General features: G+C 53.1%; 16 protein-coding genes. 10 read left to right on the top strand and 6 right to left on the bottom strand.

Features of this window, described 5'->3' with window-relative positions; all coding sequences use genetic code 11:
• Window positions 1-75: 75 nt before the first annotated feature.
• Window positions 76-924: a nickel/cobalt efflux protein RcnA gene (locus ACLJRH_RS09385; protein ID WP_000503687.1), complete on the bottom strand. Its 849-nt coding sequence runs from the start codon at window positions 922-924 to the stop codon at window positions 76-78.
• A 122-nt stretch (window positions 925-1,046) separates the two neighbouring features.
• Here ACLJRH_RS09385 and rcnR point away from each other — a divergent pair, with 122 nt between their 5' ends.
• Window positions 1,047-1,319, top strand: a complete 273-nt coding sequence (gene rcnR / locus ACLJRH_RS09380) for a Ni(II)/Co(II)-binding transcriptional repressor RcnR (protein WP_000019954.1) — start codon at window positions 1,047-1,049, stop codon at window positions 1,317-1,319.
• Between the two features lie 30 nt (window positions 1,320-1,349).
• Here rcnR and ACLJRH_RS09375 read toward each other — a convergent pair whose 3' ends face one another.
• The gene (locus tag ACLJRH_RS09375) at window positions 1,350-2,579 is read right to left on the bottom strand and encodes an amino acid permease (RefSeq protein WP_023136667.1); all 1,230 of its coding nucleotides are present in this window, start codon (window positions 2,577-2,579) and stop codon (window positions 1,350-1,352) included.
• A gap of 141 nt (window positions 2,580-2,720) precedes the next feature.
• Window positions 2,721-3,176, bottom strand: a complete 456-nt coding sequence (locus tag ACLJRH_RS09370; protein ID WP_023136666.1) for a multidrug/biocide efflux PACE transporter — start codon at window positions 3,174-3,176, stop codon at window positions 2,721-2,723.
• Between the two features lie 103 nt (window positions 3,177-3,279).
• On the opposite strand from ACLJRH_RS09370, the gene ACLJRH_RS09365 reads away from it, so the two are divergent.
• The 6 genes from ACLJRH_RS09365 to ACLJRH_RS09340 all read left to right on the top strand — a co-directional run bounded on the left by ACLJRH_RS09365 (window position 3,280) and on the right by ACLJRH_RS09340 (window position 10,118).
• Window positions 3,280-4,143, top strand: coding sequence for a LysR family transcriptional regulator (locus ACLJRH_RS09365; RefSeq protein ID WP_001270769.1), 864 nt, complete (start codon window positions 3,280-3,282; stop codon window positions 4,141-4,143).
• A gap of 122 nt (window positions 4,144-4,265) precedes the next feature.
• A complete protein-coding gene (locus ACLJRH_RS09360; RefSeq protein WP_000665986.1) occupies window positions 4,266-5,444 on the top strand; it encodes an acetyl-CoA C-acetyltransferase in 1,179 nt (392 codons plus the stop codon).
• Between the two features lie 429 nt (window positions 5,445-5,873).
• Window positions 5,874-6,710, top strand: a complete 837-nt coding sequence (gene kduI / locus ACLJRH_RS09355) for a 5-dehydro-4-deoxy-D-glucuronate isomerase (RefSeq protein ID WP_000383274.1) — start codon at window positions 5,874-5,876, stop codon at window positions 6,708-6,710.
• Between the two features lie 56 nt (window positions 6,711-6,766).
• Window positions 6,767-7,528, top strand: coding sequence for a 2-dehydro-3-deoxy-D-gluconate 5-dehydrogenase KduD (gene kduD, locus ACLJRH_RS09350; RefSeq protein ID WP_000602478.1), 762 nt, complete (start codon window positions 6,767-6,769; stop codon window positions 7,526-7,528).
• Between the two features lie 351 nt (window positions 7,529-7,879).
• Window positions 7,880-9,298 carry an arabinose-proton symporter AraE gene (gene araE / locus ACLJRH_RS09345; protein WP_000253650.1) on the top strand — a complete coding sequence of 473 codons (1,419 nt, stop codon included), beginning with the start codon at window positions 7,880-7,882 and terminating at the stop codon, window positions 9,296-9,298.
• Between the two features lie 112 nt (window positions 9,299-9,410).
• Window positions 9,411-10,118: an aspartate/glutamate racemase gene (locus ACLJRH_RS09340; RefSeq protein WP_023136665.1), complete on the top strand. Its 708-nt coding sequence runs from the start codon at window positions 9,411-9,413 to the stop codon at window positions 10,116-10,118.
• Here the strand turns inward: ACLJRH_RS09340 and ACLJRH_RS09335 are convergent.
• The gene (locus tag ACLJRH_RS09335; protein ID WP_000741797.1) at window positions 10,090-11,025 is read right to left on the bottom strand and encodes a LysR family transcriptional regulator; all 936 of its coding nucleotides are present in this window, start codon (window positions 11,023-11,025) and stop codon (window positions 10,090-10,092) included. The two genes, ACLJRH_RS09340 and ACLJRH_RS09335, sit on opposite strands and share 29 nt — an antisense overlap.
• Before the next feature lie 117 nt (window positions 11,026-11,142).
• Between ACLJRH_RS09335 and lysA the strand changes: the two genes are divergently transcribed.
• A complete protein-coding gene (gene lysA / locus ACLJRH_RS09330) occupies window positions 11,143-12,405 on the top strand; it encodes a diaminopimelate decarboxylase (RefSeq protein WP_023136664.1) in 1,263 nt (420 codons plus the stop codon).
• A gap of 9 nt (window positions 12,406-12,414) precedes the next feature.
• On the opposite strand, the gene ACLJRH_RS09325 is transcribed toward lysA, so the two are convergent.
• The gene (locus ACLJRH_RS09325; protein WP_072102305.1) at window positions 12,415-13,437 is read right to left on the bottom strand and encodes a LacI family DNA-binding transcriptional regulator; all 1,023 of its coding nucleotides are present in this window, start codon (window positions 13,435-13,437) and stop codon (window positions 12,415-12,417) included.
• Window positions 13,438-13,447: 10 nt separating this feature from the next.
• On the bottom strand, window positions 13,448-14,476 hold the full coding sequence (gene galR, locus ACLJRH_RS09320; protein ID WP_000201030.1) for an HTH-type transcriptional regulator GalR: 1,029 nt from the start codon (window positions 14,474-14,476) through the stop codon (window positions 13,448-13,450).
• 592 nt (window positions 14,477-15,068) lie between these two features.
• Here galR and aas point away from each other — a divergent pair.
• Together aas and lplT are read left to right on the top strand one after the other, a co-directional pair.
• Window positions 15,069-17,228 carry a bifunctional acyl-ACP--phospholipid O-acyltransferase/long-chain-fatty-acid--ACP ligase gene (aas, locus tag ACLJRH_RS09315; protein ID WP_000896101.1) on the top strand — a complete coding sequence of 720 codons (2,160 nt, stop codon included), beginning with the start codon at window positions 15,069-15,071 and terminating at the stop codon, window positions 17,226-17,228.
• Window positions 17,221-18,423 carry a lysophospholipid transporter LplT gene (lplT, locus tag ACLJRH_RS09310; protein WP_023136662.1) on the top strand — a complete coding sequence of 401 codons (1,203 nt, stop codon included), beginning with the start codon at window positions 17,221-17,223 and terminating at the stop codon, window positions 18,421-18,423. Before aas ends, lplT begins: the two co-directional genes overlap by 8 nt.
• Window positions 18,424-18,435: the final 12 nt, after the last annotated feature.

Here is an 18,435-nt window from a genome sequence, read left to right as displayed (position 1 = left end):
CCGTTTGATAAGTAAAAACGCTTCTGGAATGAAACCCGACGTGAATGATACGGCCTGAGCAGAAGCGTTACATATTTACTGCATGATCCCGGTATAGCCATGAATTCCCATATACACGCCGACCAGACCAATCAGAATGCTCGAAAAATAGGGCGCCCGCCGGGCAAGCGTCGAAAAACCACTCCAGCGCTTTGCTGCCTGTTGAACGCTTATCGCCGCGCCAACGCCTACCGTCACCAGTGTTAATGCCAGGCCAAGACTAAAGCTCAGCACCATCGTGGCGCCCAGCGTAAACGCTTTAAGCTGGATACAAATCAGTAAAACGGTGATCGCAGCCGGACAGGGGATAAGCCCTCCGGTCAGGCCGAACAGCAGGATCTGTCCATTAGTCACTGTTTGACCATCAAAACGGCGTTGAATATCGGCAGCATGGGCGCGTTCATGGGCATCCTGATACGCTTTTGACGTTGCGCCTTCCGGATGTATGTGACCATGATGGTCGTGGTCGTGGTCGTGGTCGTGGTCGTGGTCGTGGTCGTGGTCGTGGTCGTGGTCGTGATGGTGGTTTCCCGCCAGCCACTGCTGCTCGCCTCGCCATGTCCGCCAGAACATCCAGCACGCGGTGCTCAGAATAATAATCGCAGAAATTAACTGCAGCCATGGTTCCACTGATTGTGCGGTGAATGCCCGGCTAAGATACATCCCACCCAGCGCGATTAACCAGACGATCGCGGTATGAGAAAGCGTTGCTGCCAGACCGAGCATGACGGCCTGTTTAACCGTACCTTTAATGGCAATGATAAAAGCCGCCATCATAGTTTTGGAGTGCCCTGGTTCAAGCCCGTGCAAAATACCTAATAAAATGGCGCTGGGAATGAAGAACCAGCCGTTTCCTTGCTGAAGAAGTGTCGAAAATTCACCCATGAGAATGATTCTTAGTTGTTTTATGTGGGCGTTATTCTACTCCCCCCCCAGTATGGAATACTACCCCCCAGTAGCATCGCAATGCTATAATTTGTATTCGTTAATGTTAGTGAGGTGTTGCAATGTCACATACCATCCGGGACAAACAAAAGCTTAAAGCCAGAACCAGCAAGATTCAGGGACAGGTGATAGCGCTAAAAAAAATGCTGGATGAACCGCATGAATGCGCGGCCGTGCTACAACAGATCGCGGCGATTCGCGGCGCGGTAAATGGCTTAATGCGTGAGGTGATTAAAGGGCATCTGACCGAGCATATCGTTCATCAGAGTGATGAAGTCAGACGTGAAGAAGATCTGGACGTAATATTAAAGGTGCTGGATTCTTATATAAAATAGCCGGGAGTTATATCCCGGCTATCTTTTACTTTAGCCGAAAAACATCACCGATACGCAAAGTAAACCGACGACCAACGTAATGAAATTACCTACTGATCGGTAGGGTTTCAATGCCGGTATCAGGTACGTTGACAACGTGGGCATAATAAACAGAATCATCGCAATGAGCGGGCCGCTAATGGCATAAATCATAGAGATGGCATTCGGGTTAATACAGCAAATAATAAACGTAATCCCGGAAACCAGCATGATAGACAGCGCGCGATTGAACGCCCGGCTTTTTTTCACGCCAACCTGCTGTAGGGTGGTTCTTACCATTTCGGTTGCGCCCTCGATGACGCCGAAATAGGTGCCGAGGAAAGATTTCGACATGGCCACGACGGCAACGATAATACCGGAAATAGAGAGCCAGGCCGGCGCATTGGGCATCATCGAGAGCGCGGAAAGGATGGTAACGCCTTCGTTGCGCGCGTCTTCAATGTATGACGGCGGAATGGAGAGCAGGCAGCTAAAGACAAAGAACAGCACGCTCAGGCAGATAATCAGGTAGGCGACCTTCATGATCTTTCTGCATTTATCCATGGCCTGATCGCCAAAATTTTCCCGTCTGTCGATGGCAAACGTCGAAATAATGGGCGTATGGCTAAAAGCAAAAACCATCACCGGAATAGAAATCCATACCTGGTGCAACGTGTGACTATCCAAAGACATCTGCCCGGTCAGTAACGAGGGTTGCCAGCTTCCGGTTAAGTAGAGCGAAAGGAACAAGAAGTAAGCGATAAGTGGAAAGACTAACAAGCCCATTACGCGAAGAGTGGCATGTCTTCCCATTAAGAAAATCATATTCAGGATAAGTACTACGCCGAAGCTAACTGCCATCCGGATGCGAATATCTATCTGAATATGCTTCGCTAATTGCTCTGTCAGGGAATTGGTAATCGCCACCGCATAAATTAATACCACGACAAAAAACGCAATGAAATAAAGCGTGGTAATAATATTGCCGATTTTCTTGCCGTAATAATGAGTAACGGCGCCAGTAATTCCCTCACCGGCAGAAGTCTTTGAGGAAAGAATAAACTGACACAGCGCCTTATGCGGCCAGTATGTTAGAGGCCAGGCGACCAGCGCGGTAATAAATAGCACGATTGCGCCTGCCGATCCCAACTGGATGGGAAGGAAAAGAGTGCCTGCGCCTACAGCCGTTCCGTATAATGCAAAACTCCAGAGAGTCTCATCTTTTGACCAAATTTTAGACATTATTTGAATTTATCAACTATAAAACACACAAAAAGAAGCGCAATTTACCATAAATAGCGTCAGTTGGGGGCGTTTTAAGCAGATGGATGTCGTGGAGGAGGAGGGCCGGGAGCGTTGCGATCCCGGCAAAAAAGAGCAATATCATGCACTAACGCGCTGTTGGCGGCGGGTCACTATTCGCTGGCGTAAAACATCGTACGCCCAGTTGTACAGCATCGTGTACGGCAAAAAGAACAGGAAGAAACCAATTTCCAGGGTGAATGCTTGTAGCAGGCTGACATTCAGTACCCAGGCGACAATACTCACGCCAATGACAATAAACCCACTTTCAAATCCTAACGCATGGAGTGCGCGCACTTTGGCGGTTCGTCTCACCTGATGCGAGGGCCACAGTCGATCAAACAGAGCGTTATAAATGATATTCCAGATCATGGCCGTCGTTGCCAGCAATATCGTCAGGCCGCCCATCTCCAGCACCGAGCGCTGCATTAGCCAGGCGGTCGTTGGCGCCAGTATTGCAGTCGCAATACCTTCAAAACAGACAGCATGGAAAATACGCTCCGGCAGCGAACGACGTTGTATGGCGTCATGTTGCATAAACGAAAAAACCTTACTCTTAATCAAACGAAAGAAATTTCCGCTATTTTATCGTTTAATGTGATACCTAAAAGATAACATCCATCGATAAAGTAGATAGGTTATGCGTTACTCACCTGAAGCGTTAATGGCATTTGTTGAGACCGTCTCTTGCGGTTCGTTTTCTGCGGCGGCGCGCCGCCTGCGTAAAAGCCAGTCCACCATTAGTACCGCCATTGCGCATCTGGAGGCGGATCTGGGATTTTCATTATTTGATCGATCATCGCGCCAGCCCGTTCTGACCGAAGAAGGAAAACGGGTGCTTAGCTACGTTCAGGCTATTTTATCGGCGAGCGATCGTCTGGATGAGGTGGCGCTGACGTTATCCGGCGAGACGGAGGCAAGGCTCACGTTCGTCCTCTCTGATACCCTGCACCCTGACAGTCTGGAAGAGTTAATGGCGCAGTTTGATCGTCAATTTCCGCATACCGAGTTTGAATGCTTGATCGGAGAAAATGATGATGTCATCGACCTGCTGCAAAAAGGGCGTGCCCAGATAGGCCTGATTGAAGCGCGTGATGACTATCCCACAGACATTGGCGCGACGCGTCTGCCTGTTCAAAGCTGGATGGGGGTTTATGTGGCGACCACGCATCCGTTGGCGTCGCAGACGAACCTGCAATGGGAGCAACTGCATACCTGGCGCGAGCTGCGTCTGAATACCTACCTTGACTCTAACGCCAACATTACGCGCGGCCCGGCCTGGTCAGCGCCAAACTATTTATTGCTGTTGAGCATGGCGGTTCAGGGATTTGGCTGGTGCGTATTGCCCTGCGCGCTGGTGGAAGAGTTTGCGGCGGAAAAACCGCTGGCGCAGCTGGATGTTCCTGGCTGGCCGAGGGCGATTGCTATTGATTTGCTGTGGAACAAGAAAACGCCGCCCGGAACGGCGGGGAACTGGCTTCGCTACCATTTGCAGCAGAAATAAGCTGTACCACCGTCAAATCAGCGTCATTTCCTTTGTGATAAAACTCACTTTTTTTAAACAATCAAGATAACTAATTTTAACAATGCTCTACTATGGCGGTGTCATTTTGCGCTGAGGTGGTAATGAAAGAGGTTGTGATAGTGGGAGCTTTACGGACACCCATCGGCTGTTTTCAGGGAACGCTGGCCCGTCATTCCGCCGTCGAGCTGGGGAGTATGGTCGTAAAAGCGTTAATTGAGCGCACCGGCGTGGACGCTAACGCTATCGATGAGGTCATCCTCGGTCAGGTACTGACGGCTGGAGCCGGGCAGAATCCGGCGCGCCAGTCAGCCATCAAAGGAGGGCTGCCGACTACCGTTTCCGCCATTACCATTAATGACGTTTGTGGTTCCGGTTTAAAAGCGTTGCACCTGGCGACGCAGGCTATTCAGTGCGGCGAAGCGGACATTGTTATCGCGGGCGGGCAGGAGAATATGAGCCGTGCGCCGCATGTCCTCAATGACAGCCGTACCGGCGCGTTGCCTGATGCCGACAATCTGGTGGATAGTCTGGTACATGATGGCTTATGGGATGCCTTCAACGATTACCACATTGGCGTGACGGCAGAAAACCTGGCGCGGGAATATGGCATCAGCCGCGAGTTACAGGATGCTTATGCGCTCAGTTCGCAGCAAAAAGCCAGGGCCGCGATTGATACCGGGCGTTTTAAAGATGAGATTGTCCCCATCGTCACGCAACGTAATGGGCAGACCGCAATTGTCGATACGGATGAACAACCGCGGACCGACGCCAGTGCGGAGGGGTTAGCTCTGCTGCATCCGGCGTTTGATAGTTTAGGTTCGGTGACGGCGGGTAATGCTTCCTCAATCAACGATGGCGCTGCCGCGGTGATGATGATGAGTGAGACGAAAGCCCAGGCGCTGGGGCTGCCGGTGCTGGCGCGCATCCGCGCGTTTGCCAGCGTCGGCGTCGATCCTGCGCTAATGGGGATTGCGCCGGTATATGCTACCCGGCGCTGTCTGGAGCGTGCCGGCTGGCAACTGGCGGAGGTCGACCTTATCGAAGCCAACGAAGCGTTTGCCGCCCAGGCGTTGTCGGTAGGAAAAATGCTGGAATGGGATGAGCGACGGGTAAACGTTAATGGCGGCGCGATTGCGCTGGGGCATCCTATTGGCGCTTCCGGCTGTCGAATTCTGGTTTCACTGGTGCACGAAATGGTTAAACGCGACGCGCGAAAAGGCCTGGCGACGCTGTGTATTGGTGGCGGCCAGGGCGTTGCTTTAACCATTGAACGCGATTGATCCTGCGCCAGCCATCCTTTTTCTGCTTCATTATTCCGTCATAAAAAGCCCTCTATCACGAGGGCAAAGCCAGTAACAGAACCCCCTTTTTCGTTATAGCGCGGAACGTCTTGCCGCGTCGGGCATTGCAGACGCATACCGCTTTTAATTCAATTCGCACATCAGACCCCGTTCTAAAACAAGCTTCAATTTTTATCTGAGTAACCGCATACAGCACCTGGCGCACATGTCTGAAAATCATACAAGTGTATAAGTTTTAGCGCCGATCGTGATCGCTACAGCAGTTTTAAAAATAACCAACCATATAAATGAAACGTTGTTTTATTTATTGTTGAAAACCTTCATCCAGGCGACTATGATGCCGTTAAATAAATCAAAACAGTGTTTTGATTTTATGCCATTGCGATCGATTTATCATTGGAGGGAAAAGTGGACGTAAGGCAAAGCATCCATAGCGAGCATGCTAAAACGCTGGACACCCAGGCGCTGCGACGCGAGTTTTTAATAGAAAATATTTTTGTCGCTGATGAATATACGATGGTCTACAGCCATATCGACCGTATTATTGTCGGCGGCATTATGCCCGTCAGCCATTCTGTTGAAATCGGCGGAGAGGTGGGTAAACAGCTTGGCGTTTCCCGGTTACTGGACCGCCGCGAGCTGGGCGTCATTAATATTGGCGGCGCGGGCGCCATTATCGTTGACGGGCAGCGCCATGACATTGGTCATCGTGATGCTCTGTATATTGGTAAAGGGGCGAAAGAGCTGGTCTTCGTCAGCAATGAGGCGAGCAGACCGGCGAAGTTTTATTACAACTGCGCGCCAGCGCATACCGCTTATCCGACGAAAAAAGTGTCGCCTGCCGACGTTGCGCCCGTCACCTTAGGCGATAACCTCACCAGTAACCGTCGCACCATCAATAAATACTTCGTACCGGATGTACTGGAAACCTGTCAGCTCAGTATGGGACTCACCGAACTGGCGCCCGGCAATCTATGGAACACCATGCCATGCCATACCCATGAGCGCCGTATGGAAGTTTACCTCTATTTCAATATGGAAGAAGACAGTTGCGTTTTCCATATGATGGGGCAGCCTCAGGAAACCCGTCATATTGTGATGCGTAATGAACAGGCGGTTATTTCCCCAAGCTGGTCAATACATTCCGGCGTTGGCACCAAAGCCTATACGTTTATTTGGGGCATGGTGGGAGAAAATCAGGTCTTCGATGACATGGATCACGTTGCGGTACAAGATCTGCGCTAGTCGCGACCGGTGATAACGCCTGTGCGTGACAGGCATGACAAAAATAAGGATTAACAATGATTTTGAATGCATTTTCTCTTGAGGGTAAAGTCGCGGTTGTGACGGGGTGCGATACCGGATTGGGGCAGGGGATGGCGTTAGGGCTGGCGGAAGCGGGCTGTGACATTGTCGGTATTAACATTGTTGAACCGACGGACACTATTGCGCGCGTCACCGCTCTGGGACGTCGTTTTTTAAGCCTGACAGCCGATCTGCGTCAAATCGATGGTATTCCGGCATTACTGGAACGGGCGGTGGCGGAATACGGTCATATTGATATTCTGGTGAATAACGCGGGTTTGATCCGTCGTGAAGATGCGATTGATTTCACGGAAAAAGACTGGGATGACGTCATGAACCTGAACATCAAGAGCGTGTTCTTTATGTCTCAGGCGGCGGCAAAATATTTTATTGCCCAGGGCAACGGCGGCAAAATTATTAATATCGCGTCTATGCTCTCCTTCCAGGGCGGCATTCGCGTTCCGTCTTATACCGCGTCGAAAAGCGGCGTAATGGGAATAACACGTCTGATGGCGAACGAGTGGGCGAAACACAATATCAATGTGAACGCCATCGCACCGGGCTATATGTCCACGAATAATACCCAGCAATTGCGCGCTGATGCACAACGTAGCGCCGAAATTCTCGACCGTATTCCGGCTGGTCGTTGGGGGCTACCGGGCGATTTAATGGGCCCGGTAGTCTTCCTGGCATCCAGCGCCGCTGATTATATTAACGGCTATACCATAGCGGTAGATGGCGGTTGGCTGGCGCGTTAATCCGCTACTGACAAATGCGTTTCTGGGAAAATCGACTCTTTGGCCGAAAAACTGATAAAGCCCTGTCCTGGTACAGGGTTTTTTATGATCTCATTAGCATAGTCCATATTGTGGGTTTAACTTAATCCATATATTGTTAAATAATAGCTATGATCAATGCTTTAATTCATTGAAATATTGGTGGTTTAAAAGAATACCCGGCAACGGCGTTAAATTTAAAAAGTGTAATATCCATCACATATCGCTATAGCGTAGCCATTTAATCCATATTTATGCCGTTTCCAGCCTGACACTTGAGGAAGAGTATCCCGTACTTTCAGGCTATGTCTTACTCTGTTGTGGCAGGAAAATATGGTCTCTATTAATCATGACTCTGCTTTAACGCCGCGTTCGCTTCGCGACACACGACGTATGAATATGTTTGTTTCGGTTTCTGCAGCGGTAGCGGGACTGTTATTTGGTCTGGATATCGGCGTTATCGCCGGGGCGCTGCCTTTTATTACCGACCATTTCGTACTGACCAGCCGGCTGCAGGAATGGGTCGTCAGCAGTATGATGCTTGGCGCGGCAATTGGCGCATTATTTAACGGCTGGCTTTCATTCCGGCTGGGGCGTAAGTATAGCCTGATGGCTGGCGCGATTTTGTTTGTGCTCGGCTCGCTGGGGTCGGCGTTTGCTTCCAGCGTGGAAGTATTGATTGGTGCCCGCGTGATACTGGGCGTAGCAGTAGGGATTGCCTCCTATACCGCGCCGCTTTATCTATCTGAAATGGCAAGTGAAAATGTTCGCGGCAAAATGATCAGTATGTATCAACTGATGGTGACGTTAGGCATTGTGCTGGCTTTTTTATCCGATACGGCATTCAGCTACAGCGGCAACTGGCGCGCGATGTTGGGCGTACTGGCGCTGCCTGCGGTGTTGCTCATTATTCTGGTGGTATTCCTGCCGAATAGTCCGCGCTGGCTGGCGCAAAAAGGTCGCCATATTGAAGCGGAAGAGGTGCTGCGTATGCTGCGCGATACCTCGGAAAAAGCCCGTGATGAACTGAATGAGATTCGGGAAAGCCTCAAACTCAAGCAGGGCGGGTGGGCATTATTTAAAGCTAACCGCAATGTTCGCCGCGCCGTGTTCCTCGGTATGCTGCTACAGGCAATGCAGCAGTTCACCGGCATGAACATCATTATGTACTATGCGCCGCGCATTTTTAAAATGGCCGGCTTTACCACCACGGAACAGCAAATGATCGCTACGCTGGTGGTCGGACTGACCTTTATGTTCGCGACGTTTATCGCCGTCTTTACGGTAGATAAGGCCGGGCGTAAACCGGCGTTAAAAATCGGTTTCAGCGTAATGGCGTTAGGGACATTGGTGTTGGGCTACTGCCTGATGCAGTTTGATAACGGTACGGCATCAAGCGGCCTCTCCTGGCTTTCCGTTGGGATGACGATGATGTGTATCGCCGGTTACGCGATGAGCGCCGCTCCGGTGGTGTGGATACTGTGTTCGGAAATCCAGCCGCTGAAATGCCGTGATTTTGGCATTACCTGTTCAACCACGACAAACTGGGTATCGAACATGATCATCGGCGCGACATTCCTGACACTGTTGGACAGCATTGGCGCGGCAGGTACATTCTGGCTTTACACCGCGCTGAATATCGCTTTTATCGGCATCACTTTCTGGCTGATTCCGGAAACCAAAAATGTCACCCTGGAGCACATCGAACGCAAGCTGATGGCGGGCGAGAAGCTAAGAAATATTGGCGTGTAATCACCCCTCCCATGCCGGATGACGCCTGTTATCCGGCATGATGAAAAATAGACTGGAAACGGATGTGTAAGTTTGCTTCACTGCCATAATGCTTTAAAAAAAGGAGAGCGCAGTGAAAACGATCGGGCTGTTGGGGGGGATGAGCTGGGAATCGACTATCCCTTATTACCGTTTAATCAATGAAGGCATTAAACAGCAGCTGGGAGGCCTGCACTCGGCGAGCTTACTGCTGCATAGCGTAGATTTCCACGATATTGAAGTATGTCAACGCCGCGGCGAGTGGGATAAAGCGGGCGATATCCTGGCGCAGGCCGCGCAGGGGTTACAGCAGGCGGGCGCAGAAGGCATTGTGCTGTGTACCAACACCATGCATAAAATCGCGCACATTATTGAATCTCGTTGTTCTCTGCCTTTTCTACACATCGCGGATGCTACCGGGCGAGCTATCGCCCGTCAGGGGTTGCATCGCGTGGCGCTATTAGGGACTCGCTATACGATGGAGCAGGATTTTTATCGCGGGCGGCTGGAACAGCAATTTGCGATTGAGACCATCGTGCCGGAGGCGGACGATCGGGCGCGTATCAATCAGGTCATTTTTGACGAGCTCTGTCAGGGGACATTCACCGACGCGTCGCGCCACTATTATTTACAGGTTATCGAACGACTGGCTGCGCAAGGCGCGCAGGGCGTTATTTTTGGCTGCACTGAAATAGGTTTGCTTGTTCCCCAGACGCAAAGCGCGCTACCGGTTTTCGATACCACGGCAATTCATGCCGCAGATGCCGTGAGCTTTATGCTTTCGTCATCGGCCCCAGAATAACCTCCAGCGGTTCGACCAGGCGCGAAAGGTGCGTTTGTAAATGCTTACTGAAGGCGTCAACCAGCGCGGAGGCGGGGCGGTGTAGCGGGCGAATCAGGCTGACGGTAAAGGGCACGTCAATGCTGAAGCGGCGAACGGCGACGCCGCTGGCGGCATAGTCCAGCGCGGTTAGCGGGTTAACGATCGAAACGCCCGCCCCGGCGCGCACCATCGCGCAGACGGAGGCCGCGCTATGCGTTTCCACCACCATTCTGCGCTTCACCTGATGTTCGGCAAATAACGTATCCAACAACTGTCGATAGCTGTCCAGGCGGGAGAGGCTGATAAAGTTTTCCCCCTGAAAATCGTCTGGCGTCAGTACCGTTTTGGCGGCAAGCGGATGGTCGCAGGGCAGTACGCACACTTCATTCAGCGTTAGTAACTCGGTACGGGTTGTTCCTGCCGGGGCATGAAGCGTCTCCGTCAGCCCTAAATCGTGGCGCTGAGCGGAGAGCCACTCTTCCAGCAACGGCGACTCCTGCGGCACAATATTCAGGCTGACATCCGGATAACGCGCCAGAAAAGGCGGTAGTAACGGCGGCAAAAAGGATTGTGAAAAGACCGGCAGGCAGGCGATAGAGAGCTCGCCCTGACGGAACTCGCGCAGACTTTCCGCCGCGCTGACGATGCGATCCAACCCATACCAGGAGCGTTGTACCTCTTCGAACAGGCGTAGCCCTTGCACCGTCGGATGTAAGCGCCCGCGTGTGCGCTCAAACAGCGTTAATCCCAGCACTTTCTCAAAACGCGCCAGCTCGCGACTGACGGTAGGCTGCGAGGTATGCAGCAGCCGCGCCGCTTCGGTGAGATTTCCGGCGGTCATTACGGCATGAAAAATTTCAATGTGACGTAAATTAACGGCAGCCATACGTTTCCCTGAATCATTTATCCCATATCATTTTTGCATAGACTGACAATAAAACGATATTTTTTATTCTTTCTAAGGTATGGCGTAATCGTTAAAAAGCCTGTTCCGGAGTTTGTTATGTCATTGCCGCATTATCACGCTGAAACTGACCTTAACGCTGAAAATTTGCTCAGATTGCCTGCTGAATTTGGCTGTCCGGTCTGGGTCTATGACGCGCACATTATTCGCCGTCAGATAGCCGCCCTGCAGCAGTTTGACGTCGTGCGTTTTGCGCAAAAAGCCTGTTCGAACATTCATATCCTGCGCTTAATGCGCGCGCAGGGTGTCAAGGTGGATTCTGTTTCATTGGGAGAGATCGAACGTGCGCTGGCGGCGGGCTACGATCCACAAACGTGCCCTGATGATATCGTTTTTACCGCCGATGTGATTGATGCCGACACGCTGGCGCGCGTCAGTGAACTGCATATTCCGGTCAATGCCGGCTCGGTAGATATGCTGACGCAGCTTGGTCAGGTTTCGCCTGGGCATCGCGTCTGGTTGCGCGTGAATCCTGGCTTTGGTCACGGCCACAGCCAGAAAACCAACACCGGGGGCGAAAACAGCAAACACGGCATCTGGCATAGCGATCTTCCGGCGGCGCTGGCGGTAATGCAGAAATACCGACTGAAACTTGTCGGTATCCATATGCACATTGGTTCCGGCGTCGATTATGGCCATCTGGAGCAGGTTTGCGGCGCGATGGTACGCCAGGTGCTGGAATGTGGTCAGGATGTGGAGGCGATTTCGGCAGGCGGCGGACTCTCGATACCTTATCGTGAGGGAGAAGAGCCCGTTGATACGCGCCATTACTATGGCCTGTGGAACGCGGCGCGCGAGCAAATCGCCCGCCATCTGGGACATGCGGTCAAACTTGAGATCGAACCCGGACGTTTTCTGGTGGCGCAATCAGGCGTGCTGGTAACGCAGGTGCGTAGCGTAAAACAGATGGGAAGCCGCCATTTCGTGCTGGTAGATGCGGGTTTTAACGATCTGATGCGCCCGGCGATGTACGGTAGCTATCACCGTATTTCGGCGCTGGCGGCGGATGGTCGCGCGCTTGAAAATGGCCCGTGGGTCGAGACGGTGGTCGCCGGGCCGCTATGCGAATCAGGCGATGTTTTTACGCAGCAGGAAGGGGGAATGGTTGAAACACGCGCCTTACCTGCGGTCATCCCCGGCGATTACCTCGTATTGCACGATACCGGCGCGTACGGCGCGTCTATGTCATCGAATTACAATAGCCGCCCGCTCCTGCCGGAAGTACTGTTTGACAATGGACAGGCGCGGCTGATCCGCCGTCGTCAGACCATTGAAGAGCTGTTAGCGCTGGAGATGCTCTGAAGCGCATCATTAGGCCGGACGTTGAAAAAACGGGCCTGCGGCGACGGACTCGCGCAGAATCAGCGTGCCGGTAAAGGGCGGGATCGGGGCGACCGGCTCGCTGTTCGCCAGACGAACGGCCTGATCGATTGCGGTGGCTATCATATCCTCGATGGGTAAATAGACTGTTGAAAGCCCCGGTTCAAGCCAGGTTGCGCCCGGCGCATCGTCAAAACCAAACAGCGACACATCCTGCGGGATGCGTAATCCGGCCTGGCGCAGCGCTTTTGCCGCGCCCAGCGCCGTGTCATCATTACAGGCGAATAGCGCGCTAAACGTGACGCCTTCCTCCAGTAATTCCCGGCAGGCGTCATAGCCGCGCGTCAGCGTGTAATCGCCGAATTTCACTTTTGCCGGTTGCCAGGGAATGCCATATTTTTCCAGCGCCTTGCGATAACCCGCTACGCGTGATGTGCCGGTGGGAGTATGAACAGGCAGCGTAATACAGGCGATATCGCGATGGCCCTGCGTAATCAGATATTCCACCGCCTGGAATGCCGCCGTCTCCTGCTCGAAGAAAATAGCGCGATCGCGGGCCTGAGTGACGTTGCGATTAATAATCACCAGCGGCATTTCCGTGGCGTCAATCAACGACAAAATCGCCGGCTCATCCATATAGCGAGTGTAAAGAATAATAGCGTCGCACTGTCTGTCGGCCAACATTTGTACGGCTTTCTGCTCTCGTTCCGGCGTATCGTGACCATCGGTGACGATCAACTGCTTGTTATGAAACTCCGCCTGGCGCGACGCCCGGCGCAACAAACTGCCAAAATAGAAGCCGTCAAACGTAGAGACGACCAGACCGATGCTGTTGCTGGTGCGATTCGCCAGCGAGCGTGCCAGCAGGTTGGGGCGATAGTCCAGAGCCTGCATCGCCGTAAACACTTTCTGGCGCGTGCTTTCTTTTACCTGCCCCGTCCCATTCAGCACTCGTGAGACGGTGGCCTTTGATACGCCCGCATGGCGGGAAACATCCAGCATTGTCGCCATCATGCTACCCTGATTAATCGGTTGTCGACAGGTGTCCGGTATCCGTCGGCGTGGATACCGAATGTCGGCGTACCAGTGTCGGACTAAATACATGAGTTACTTCTGGCGTAGGGCATTTCCCCGCCAACGCTAACGCCAGTTCCGCCGCCTGTGTCGCCATGGTGACGATCGGATACCGAATGGTGGTCAGTCGGGGACGCACATAGCGTGAGACCAGTACATCATCAAAACCGATGAGCGATACTTCGCCCGGCACCCCCACGCCATTATCATTTAATACTCCCATCGCGCCAGCCGCCATCGAGTCGTTATAGCAGGCCACCGCGGTAAAATTTCTGCCGCGACCTAATAACTCAGTCATCGCCTGCTCGCCGCCGCTTTCATCCGGTTCGCCGAACGTCACCAGCCGATCGTTAGCCGGGATATGGCTTTCCGCCAGCGCATCGTAATAGCCCCTCAGGCGATCTTCGGCATCAGAGATGGTGTGGTTGGAACAGATATACCCAATACGCGTATGACCTTGCTGGATCAGATGTCGGGTCGCCAGCCATGCCCCGTAACGGTCATCCAGCGCGACACAGCGGTGTTCTAACCCCGGTAAAATGCGGTTAATCAGCACCATGCCGGGGATTTGCTTCATTAATGAGGCCAGGTCCGCATCCGGAATCATTTTGGCGTGTACCACTAACGCTGCGCAACGATGACGAATCAACTGTTCAATAGCCTGACGCTCTTTTTGTTCGTTATGATACCCGTTGCCAATCAGTAAAAAATTTCCGGTGTGATACGCCACCTGTTCAACGGCTTTCACCATCGCGCCGAAAAAAGGATCGGAAACGTCGCCGACCACCAGACCGAGGGTTTCCGTTGCCTGCTGTGCCAGCGCGCGCGCGTTGGCGTTAGGGTGATAGCTCAGGGACTCCATTGCGCTGGTCACCGCCAGCCGGGACGCTTCGCTGGCTTTTGGCGAATCGTTAATAACGCGAGAAACGGTGGCGACTGAAACACCGGCCAGTCGGGCTACATCTTTTATGGTCGCCATGATAATACCTATAGTGGGTAAACGCTTACATTACGCCAGTTTTACGGAAAATGAACGTCTGTTCAAGCCTCTTGCCCCGCCGTGTCGGGCAAATGTGACCTGCACGGGAGAAATGCGTCTGTAAAGTGACAATACAAATCTTTCGTTACAGTTTGCGAAGCGCTGTTGCGATTGTCTGCTGGCAGGCCAGCGAGTCAGGTTGATAGAGTGGTGATCCCAGAGGTATTGATAGGTGGAATCAACGTCATTGTTGATCACACGAATTACACCAACCTGCGTAGAGATGCGCAGGTTTTTTTTTGTTTCGCCTGAACCTGTAACAGTAACGGATAATTTACACAACTCGTTGCATTTCCGTTTATTCCTTTGCGTTTTCGGACTGGCGATGCAGACGCGCGAAGCCCACAATCAAGATCCCAGAGGTATTGATTGGTGAGATTATTCGGTACGCTCTTCGTACCTGTCTCTTGCACCAACCTGCGCGGATGCGCAGGTTTTTTTTCGAACCTATTTTGCTATCGCTCCTGTTACGCAACTCGTGTAATCTGCCACAATTCATGTTTTAGCGAATTGTCGGCCAAAGGGAGTTGAAATGCTGTTTGGATTTTTCCGTAACCTGTTTCGCGTGCTTTATCGTGTGCGCGTCACTGGCGATGTCCGGGCGCTACAGGGGAACCGGGTCTTAATTACCCCCAATCACGTTTCATTTATCGATGGTATGCTACTGGCGCTGTTTTTGCCGGTACGGCCTGTCTTTGCGGTATATACCTCCATCAGCCAGCAATGGTATATGCGCTGGTTAACGCCGCTGATCGATTTTGTGCCGCTCGATCCCACTAAACCCATGTCCATTAAACACCTGGTGCGCCTGGTGGAGCAGGGGCGTCCAGTGGTGATTTTCCCGGAAGGGCGGATTTCCGTGACCGGCTCGCTGATGAAAATTTATGACGGCGCAGGCTTTGTGGCGGCAAAATCGGGCGCAACCGTCATTCCGCTCCGTATTGACGGCGCGGAGCTTACGCCTTTCAGTCGCCTTAAAGGTCTGGTTAAACGGCGCTTATTCCCCCGCATTCAGCTTCATATTTTACCGCCGACGCAAATACCGATGCCGGAAGCGCCGCGCGCGCGCGACAGACGTAAGATAGCGGGTGAGATGCTGCACCAGATCATGATGGAAGCGCGTATGGCGGTGCGCCCGCGCGAGACGTTATACGAATCGTTGCTGGCGGCGCAATATCGTTACGGCGCAGGTAAAAACTGTATTGAGGACATTAACTTTACGCCGGATACGTATCGTAAGTTACTGACCAAGACGCTTTTTGTTGGCCGGATTCTGGAAAAGTACAGCGTTGAGGGCGAGAAAATCGGTTTAATGCTGCCGAATGCCGCCATCAGCGCGGCGGTGATTTTCGGCGCGGTTTCTCGTCGCCGCATTCCGGCCATGATGAACTACACGGCGGGGGTAAAAGGGCTGACCAGCGCGATTACCGCGGCGGAAATTAAAACGATTTTTACCTCCCGCCAGTTCCTCGATAAAGGTAAATTGTGGCACCTGCCGGAGCAGCTAACGCAGGTTCGCTGGGTTTACCTGGAAGATTTAAAAGCGGACGTCACGCCCGCCGACAAGCTGTGGATTTTTGCCCACCTCCTGGCGCCGCGACTGGCGCAGGTAAAACAGCAGCCGGAAGACGCGGCGATCATTCTTTTTACCTCCGGCTCGGAAGGGCACCCGAAAGGGGTGGTGCACAGTCATAAAAGCATTCTGGCGAACGTCGAGCAGATAAAAACGATTGCGGATTTCACCGCCAATGACCGTTTTATGTCGGCGCTGCCGCTCTTTCACTCGTTCGGTTTGACGGTGGGCCTGTTTACGCCGTTGTTGACCGGCGCGGAAGTGTTTCTTTATCCAAGTCCGCTGCACTATCGCATTGTGCCGGAACTGGTCTATGACCGTAACTGTACCGTGCTGTTTGGTACATCAACCTTCCTCGGCAACTATGCGCGCTTTGCCAATCCGTATGATTTTTATCGCCTGCGCTATGTGGTGGCCGGTGCGGAAAAACTTCAGGAGAGCACTAAACAACTGTGGCAGGATAAATTCGGTCTGCGCATTCTTGAGGGCTACGGGGTAACGGAATGCGCGCCAGTAGTCTCGATTAACGTGCCGATGGCGGCTAAGCCGGGCACTGTTGGCCGCATTCTGCCTGGCATGGACGCGCGTCTGCTGGCGGTGCCCGGTATTGAAAACGGCGGTCGGCTACAGCTGAAAGGGCCGAATATCATGAATGGCTATCTGCGCGTGGAAAAACCGGGCGTGCTGGAGGTGCCGTCAGCGGAAAACGCCAGAGGCGAAACCGAGCGCGGGTGGTACGACACGGGCGATATTGTACGCTTCGATGAAAATGGTTTTGTGCAGATTCAGGGGCGCGCGAAACGCTTTGCGAAAATTGCTGGCGAAATGGTCTCGCTGGAGATGGTCGAGCAACTGGCGCTTGGCGTTTCGGCGGACAAAATGCACGCTACCGCCATTAAAAGCGATGCCAGCAAAGGTGAAGCGCTGGTACTGTTTACGACTGACAGCGAACTCACCCGAGAAAAATTACAGCACTATGCCCGTGAACACGGTATTCCGGAACTTGCCGTCCCGCGTGATATCCGTTATCTGAAACAGCTTCCCTTGCTTGGCAGCGGGAAACCCGATTTTGTGACGCTGAAAAGTTGGGTGGATGCGCCGGAACAACATCATGAGTGAGTCAGTACGTACTAACACCTCCATCTGGTCGAAAGGGATGCTGTCGGTGATTGTCGCGCAGTTTCTCTCGGCTTTTGGCGATAATGCGCTGCTGTTCGCGACGCTGGCGCTGCTGAAAGCTCAGTTTTACCCGGACTGGAGCCAGCCTGTTTTGCAAATGGTGTTTGTGGGCGCTTACATTCTTTTTGCGCCGTTTGTCGGCCAGATAGCGGACAGCTTTGCCAAAGGCCGGGTGATGATGGTCGCCAATGGTCTTAAACTGGCGGGAGCGGCAGGTATCTGCCTCGGCGTGAATCCTTTTGTCGGTTATACATTGGTCGGGATCGGCGCGGCGGCTTATTCTCCGGCGAAATACGGTATTCTGGGCGAATTGACGACGGGCGATAAGCTGGTGAAAGCCAATGGCCTGATGGAAGCCTCTACGATTGCGGCGATTTTGCTCGGTTCCGTCGCGGGCGGCGTATTGGCCGACTGGCATGTCATCGCCGCGCTGGTTGCCTGCGCGTTGGCCTACGCTGGCGCAGTGGCGGCGAACCTGTTTATCCCGAAGCTTGTGGCGGCGCGTCCAGGACAATCCTGGCGGTTGTCGGCGATGACGCGTAGCTTCTTCTGCGCTTGCGTTGTCCTTTGGCGTAACGGTGAAACGCGTTTTTCGCTGGTGGGGACCGGGCTATTCTGGGGCGCAGGCGTGACGCTGCGTTTTCTGCTGGTGCTGTGGGTGCCGGTGGCGCTGGGCATTACGGATAACGCCACGCCGACTTACCTGAACGCCATGGTGGCGGTAGGCATTGTGGTCGGCGCGGGTGCGGCGGCAAAACTGGTGACGCTGGAGACCATATCGCGCTGTATGCCCGCCGGGATTTTGATTGGCGTTGTGGTTGCGATCTTCTCATTACAGCACGCATTGCTGCCTGCTTATGCCTTGTTGCTGTTGATAGGTATGCTGGGCGGCTTTTTTGTGGTGCCGCTCAACGCCTTGCTCCAGGAGCGCGGTAAGAAGAGCGTTGGCGCCGGGAATGCCATTGCCGTACAAAATCTGGGCGAGAATAGCGCCATGCTATTAATGCTGGGACTGTACTCGCTCGCGGTGCTGGTTGGCGTTCCGGCAGTGGCGATAGGTATCGGCTTTGGCGTGCTGTTCGCGCTGGCGATCGCGGCGCTGTGGATCTGGCAGCGCCGGCAGGCATCATACTGAGTGAATATGCCG

It is taken from the genome of Salmonella sp. SAL04162, from assembly GCF_046551535.1.
GTDB lineage: Bacteria > Pseudomonadota > Gammaproteobacteria > Enterobacterales > Enterobacteriaceae > Salmonella > Salmonella enterica.
This window is presented reverse-complemented; position numbering and strand designations above follow the sequence as displayed.

Bases quoted from the DNA above. Each gene is read 5' to 3' on its own strand.
- ACLJRH_RS09375 (WP_023136667.1), bottom strand. From the start codon at position 2,579: ATGTCTAAAATTTGGTCAAAAGATGAGACTCTCTGGAGTTTTGCATTA.
- ACLJRH_RS09365 (WP_001270769.1), top strand. From the start codon at position 3,280: ATGCGTTACTCACCTGAAGCGTTAATGGCATTTGTTGAGACCGTCTCT.
- ACLJRH_RS09370 (WP_023136666.1), bottom strand. From the start codon at position 3,176: ATGCAACATGACGCCATACAACGTCGTTCGCTGCCGGAGCGTATTTTC.
- ACLJRH_RS09335 (WP_000741797.1), bottom strand. From the start codon at position 11,025: ATGGCTGCCGTTAATTTACGTCACATTGAAATTTTTCATGCCGTAATG.
- galR (WP_000201030.1), bottom strand. From the start codon at position 14,476: ATGGCGACCATAAAAGATGTAGCCCGACTGGCCGGTGTTTCAGTCGCC.
- araE (WP_000253650.1), top strand. From the start codon at position 7,880: ATGGTCTCTATTAATCATGACTCTGCTTTAACGCCGCGTTCGCTTCGC.
- lysA (WP_023136664.1), top strand. From the start codon at position 11,143: ATGTCATTGCCGCATTATCACGCTGAAACTGACCTTAACGCTGAAAAT.
- ACLJRH_RS09385 (WP_000503687.1), bottom strand. From the start codon at position 924: ATGGGTGAATTTTCGACACTTCTTCAGCAAGGAAACGGCTGGTTCTTC.
- aas (WP_000896101.1), top strand. From the start codon at position 15,069: ATGCTGTTTGGATTTTTCCGTAACCTGTTTCGCGTGCTTTATCGTGTG.
- ACLJRH_RS09360 (WP_000665986.1), top strand. From the start codon at position 4,266: ATGAAAGAGGTTGTGATAGTGGGAGCTTTACGGACACCCATCGGCTGT.
- rcnR (WP_000019954.1), top strand. From the start codon at position 1,047: ATGTCACATACCATCCGGGACAAACAAAAGCTTAAAGCCAGAACCAGC.
- ACLJRH_RS09325 (WP_072102305.1), bottom strand. From the start codon at position 13,437: ATGATGGCGACAATGCTGGATGTTTCCCGCCATGCGGGCGTATCAAAG.
- lplT (WP_023136662.1), top strand. From the start codon at position 17,221: ATGAGTGAGTCAGTACGTACTAACACCTCCATCTGGTCGAAAGGGATG.
- kduD (WP_000602478.1), top strand. From the start codon at position 6,767: ATGATTTTGAATGCATTTTCTCTTGAGGGTAAAGTCGCGGTTGTGACG.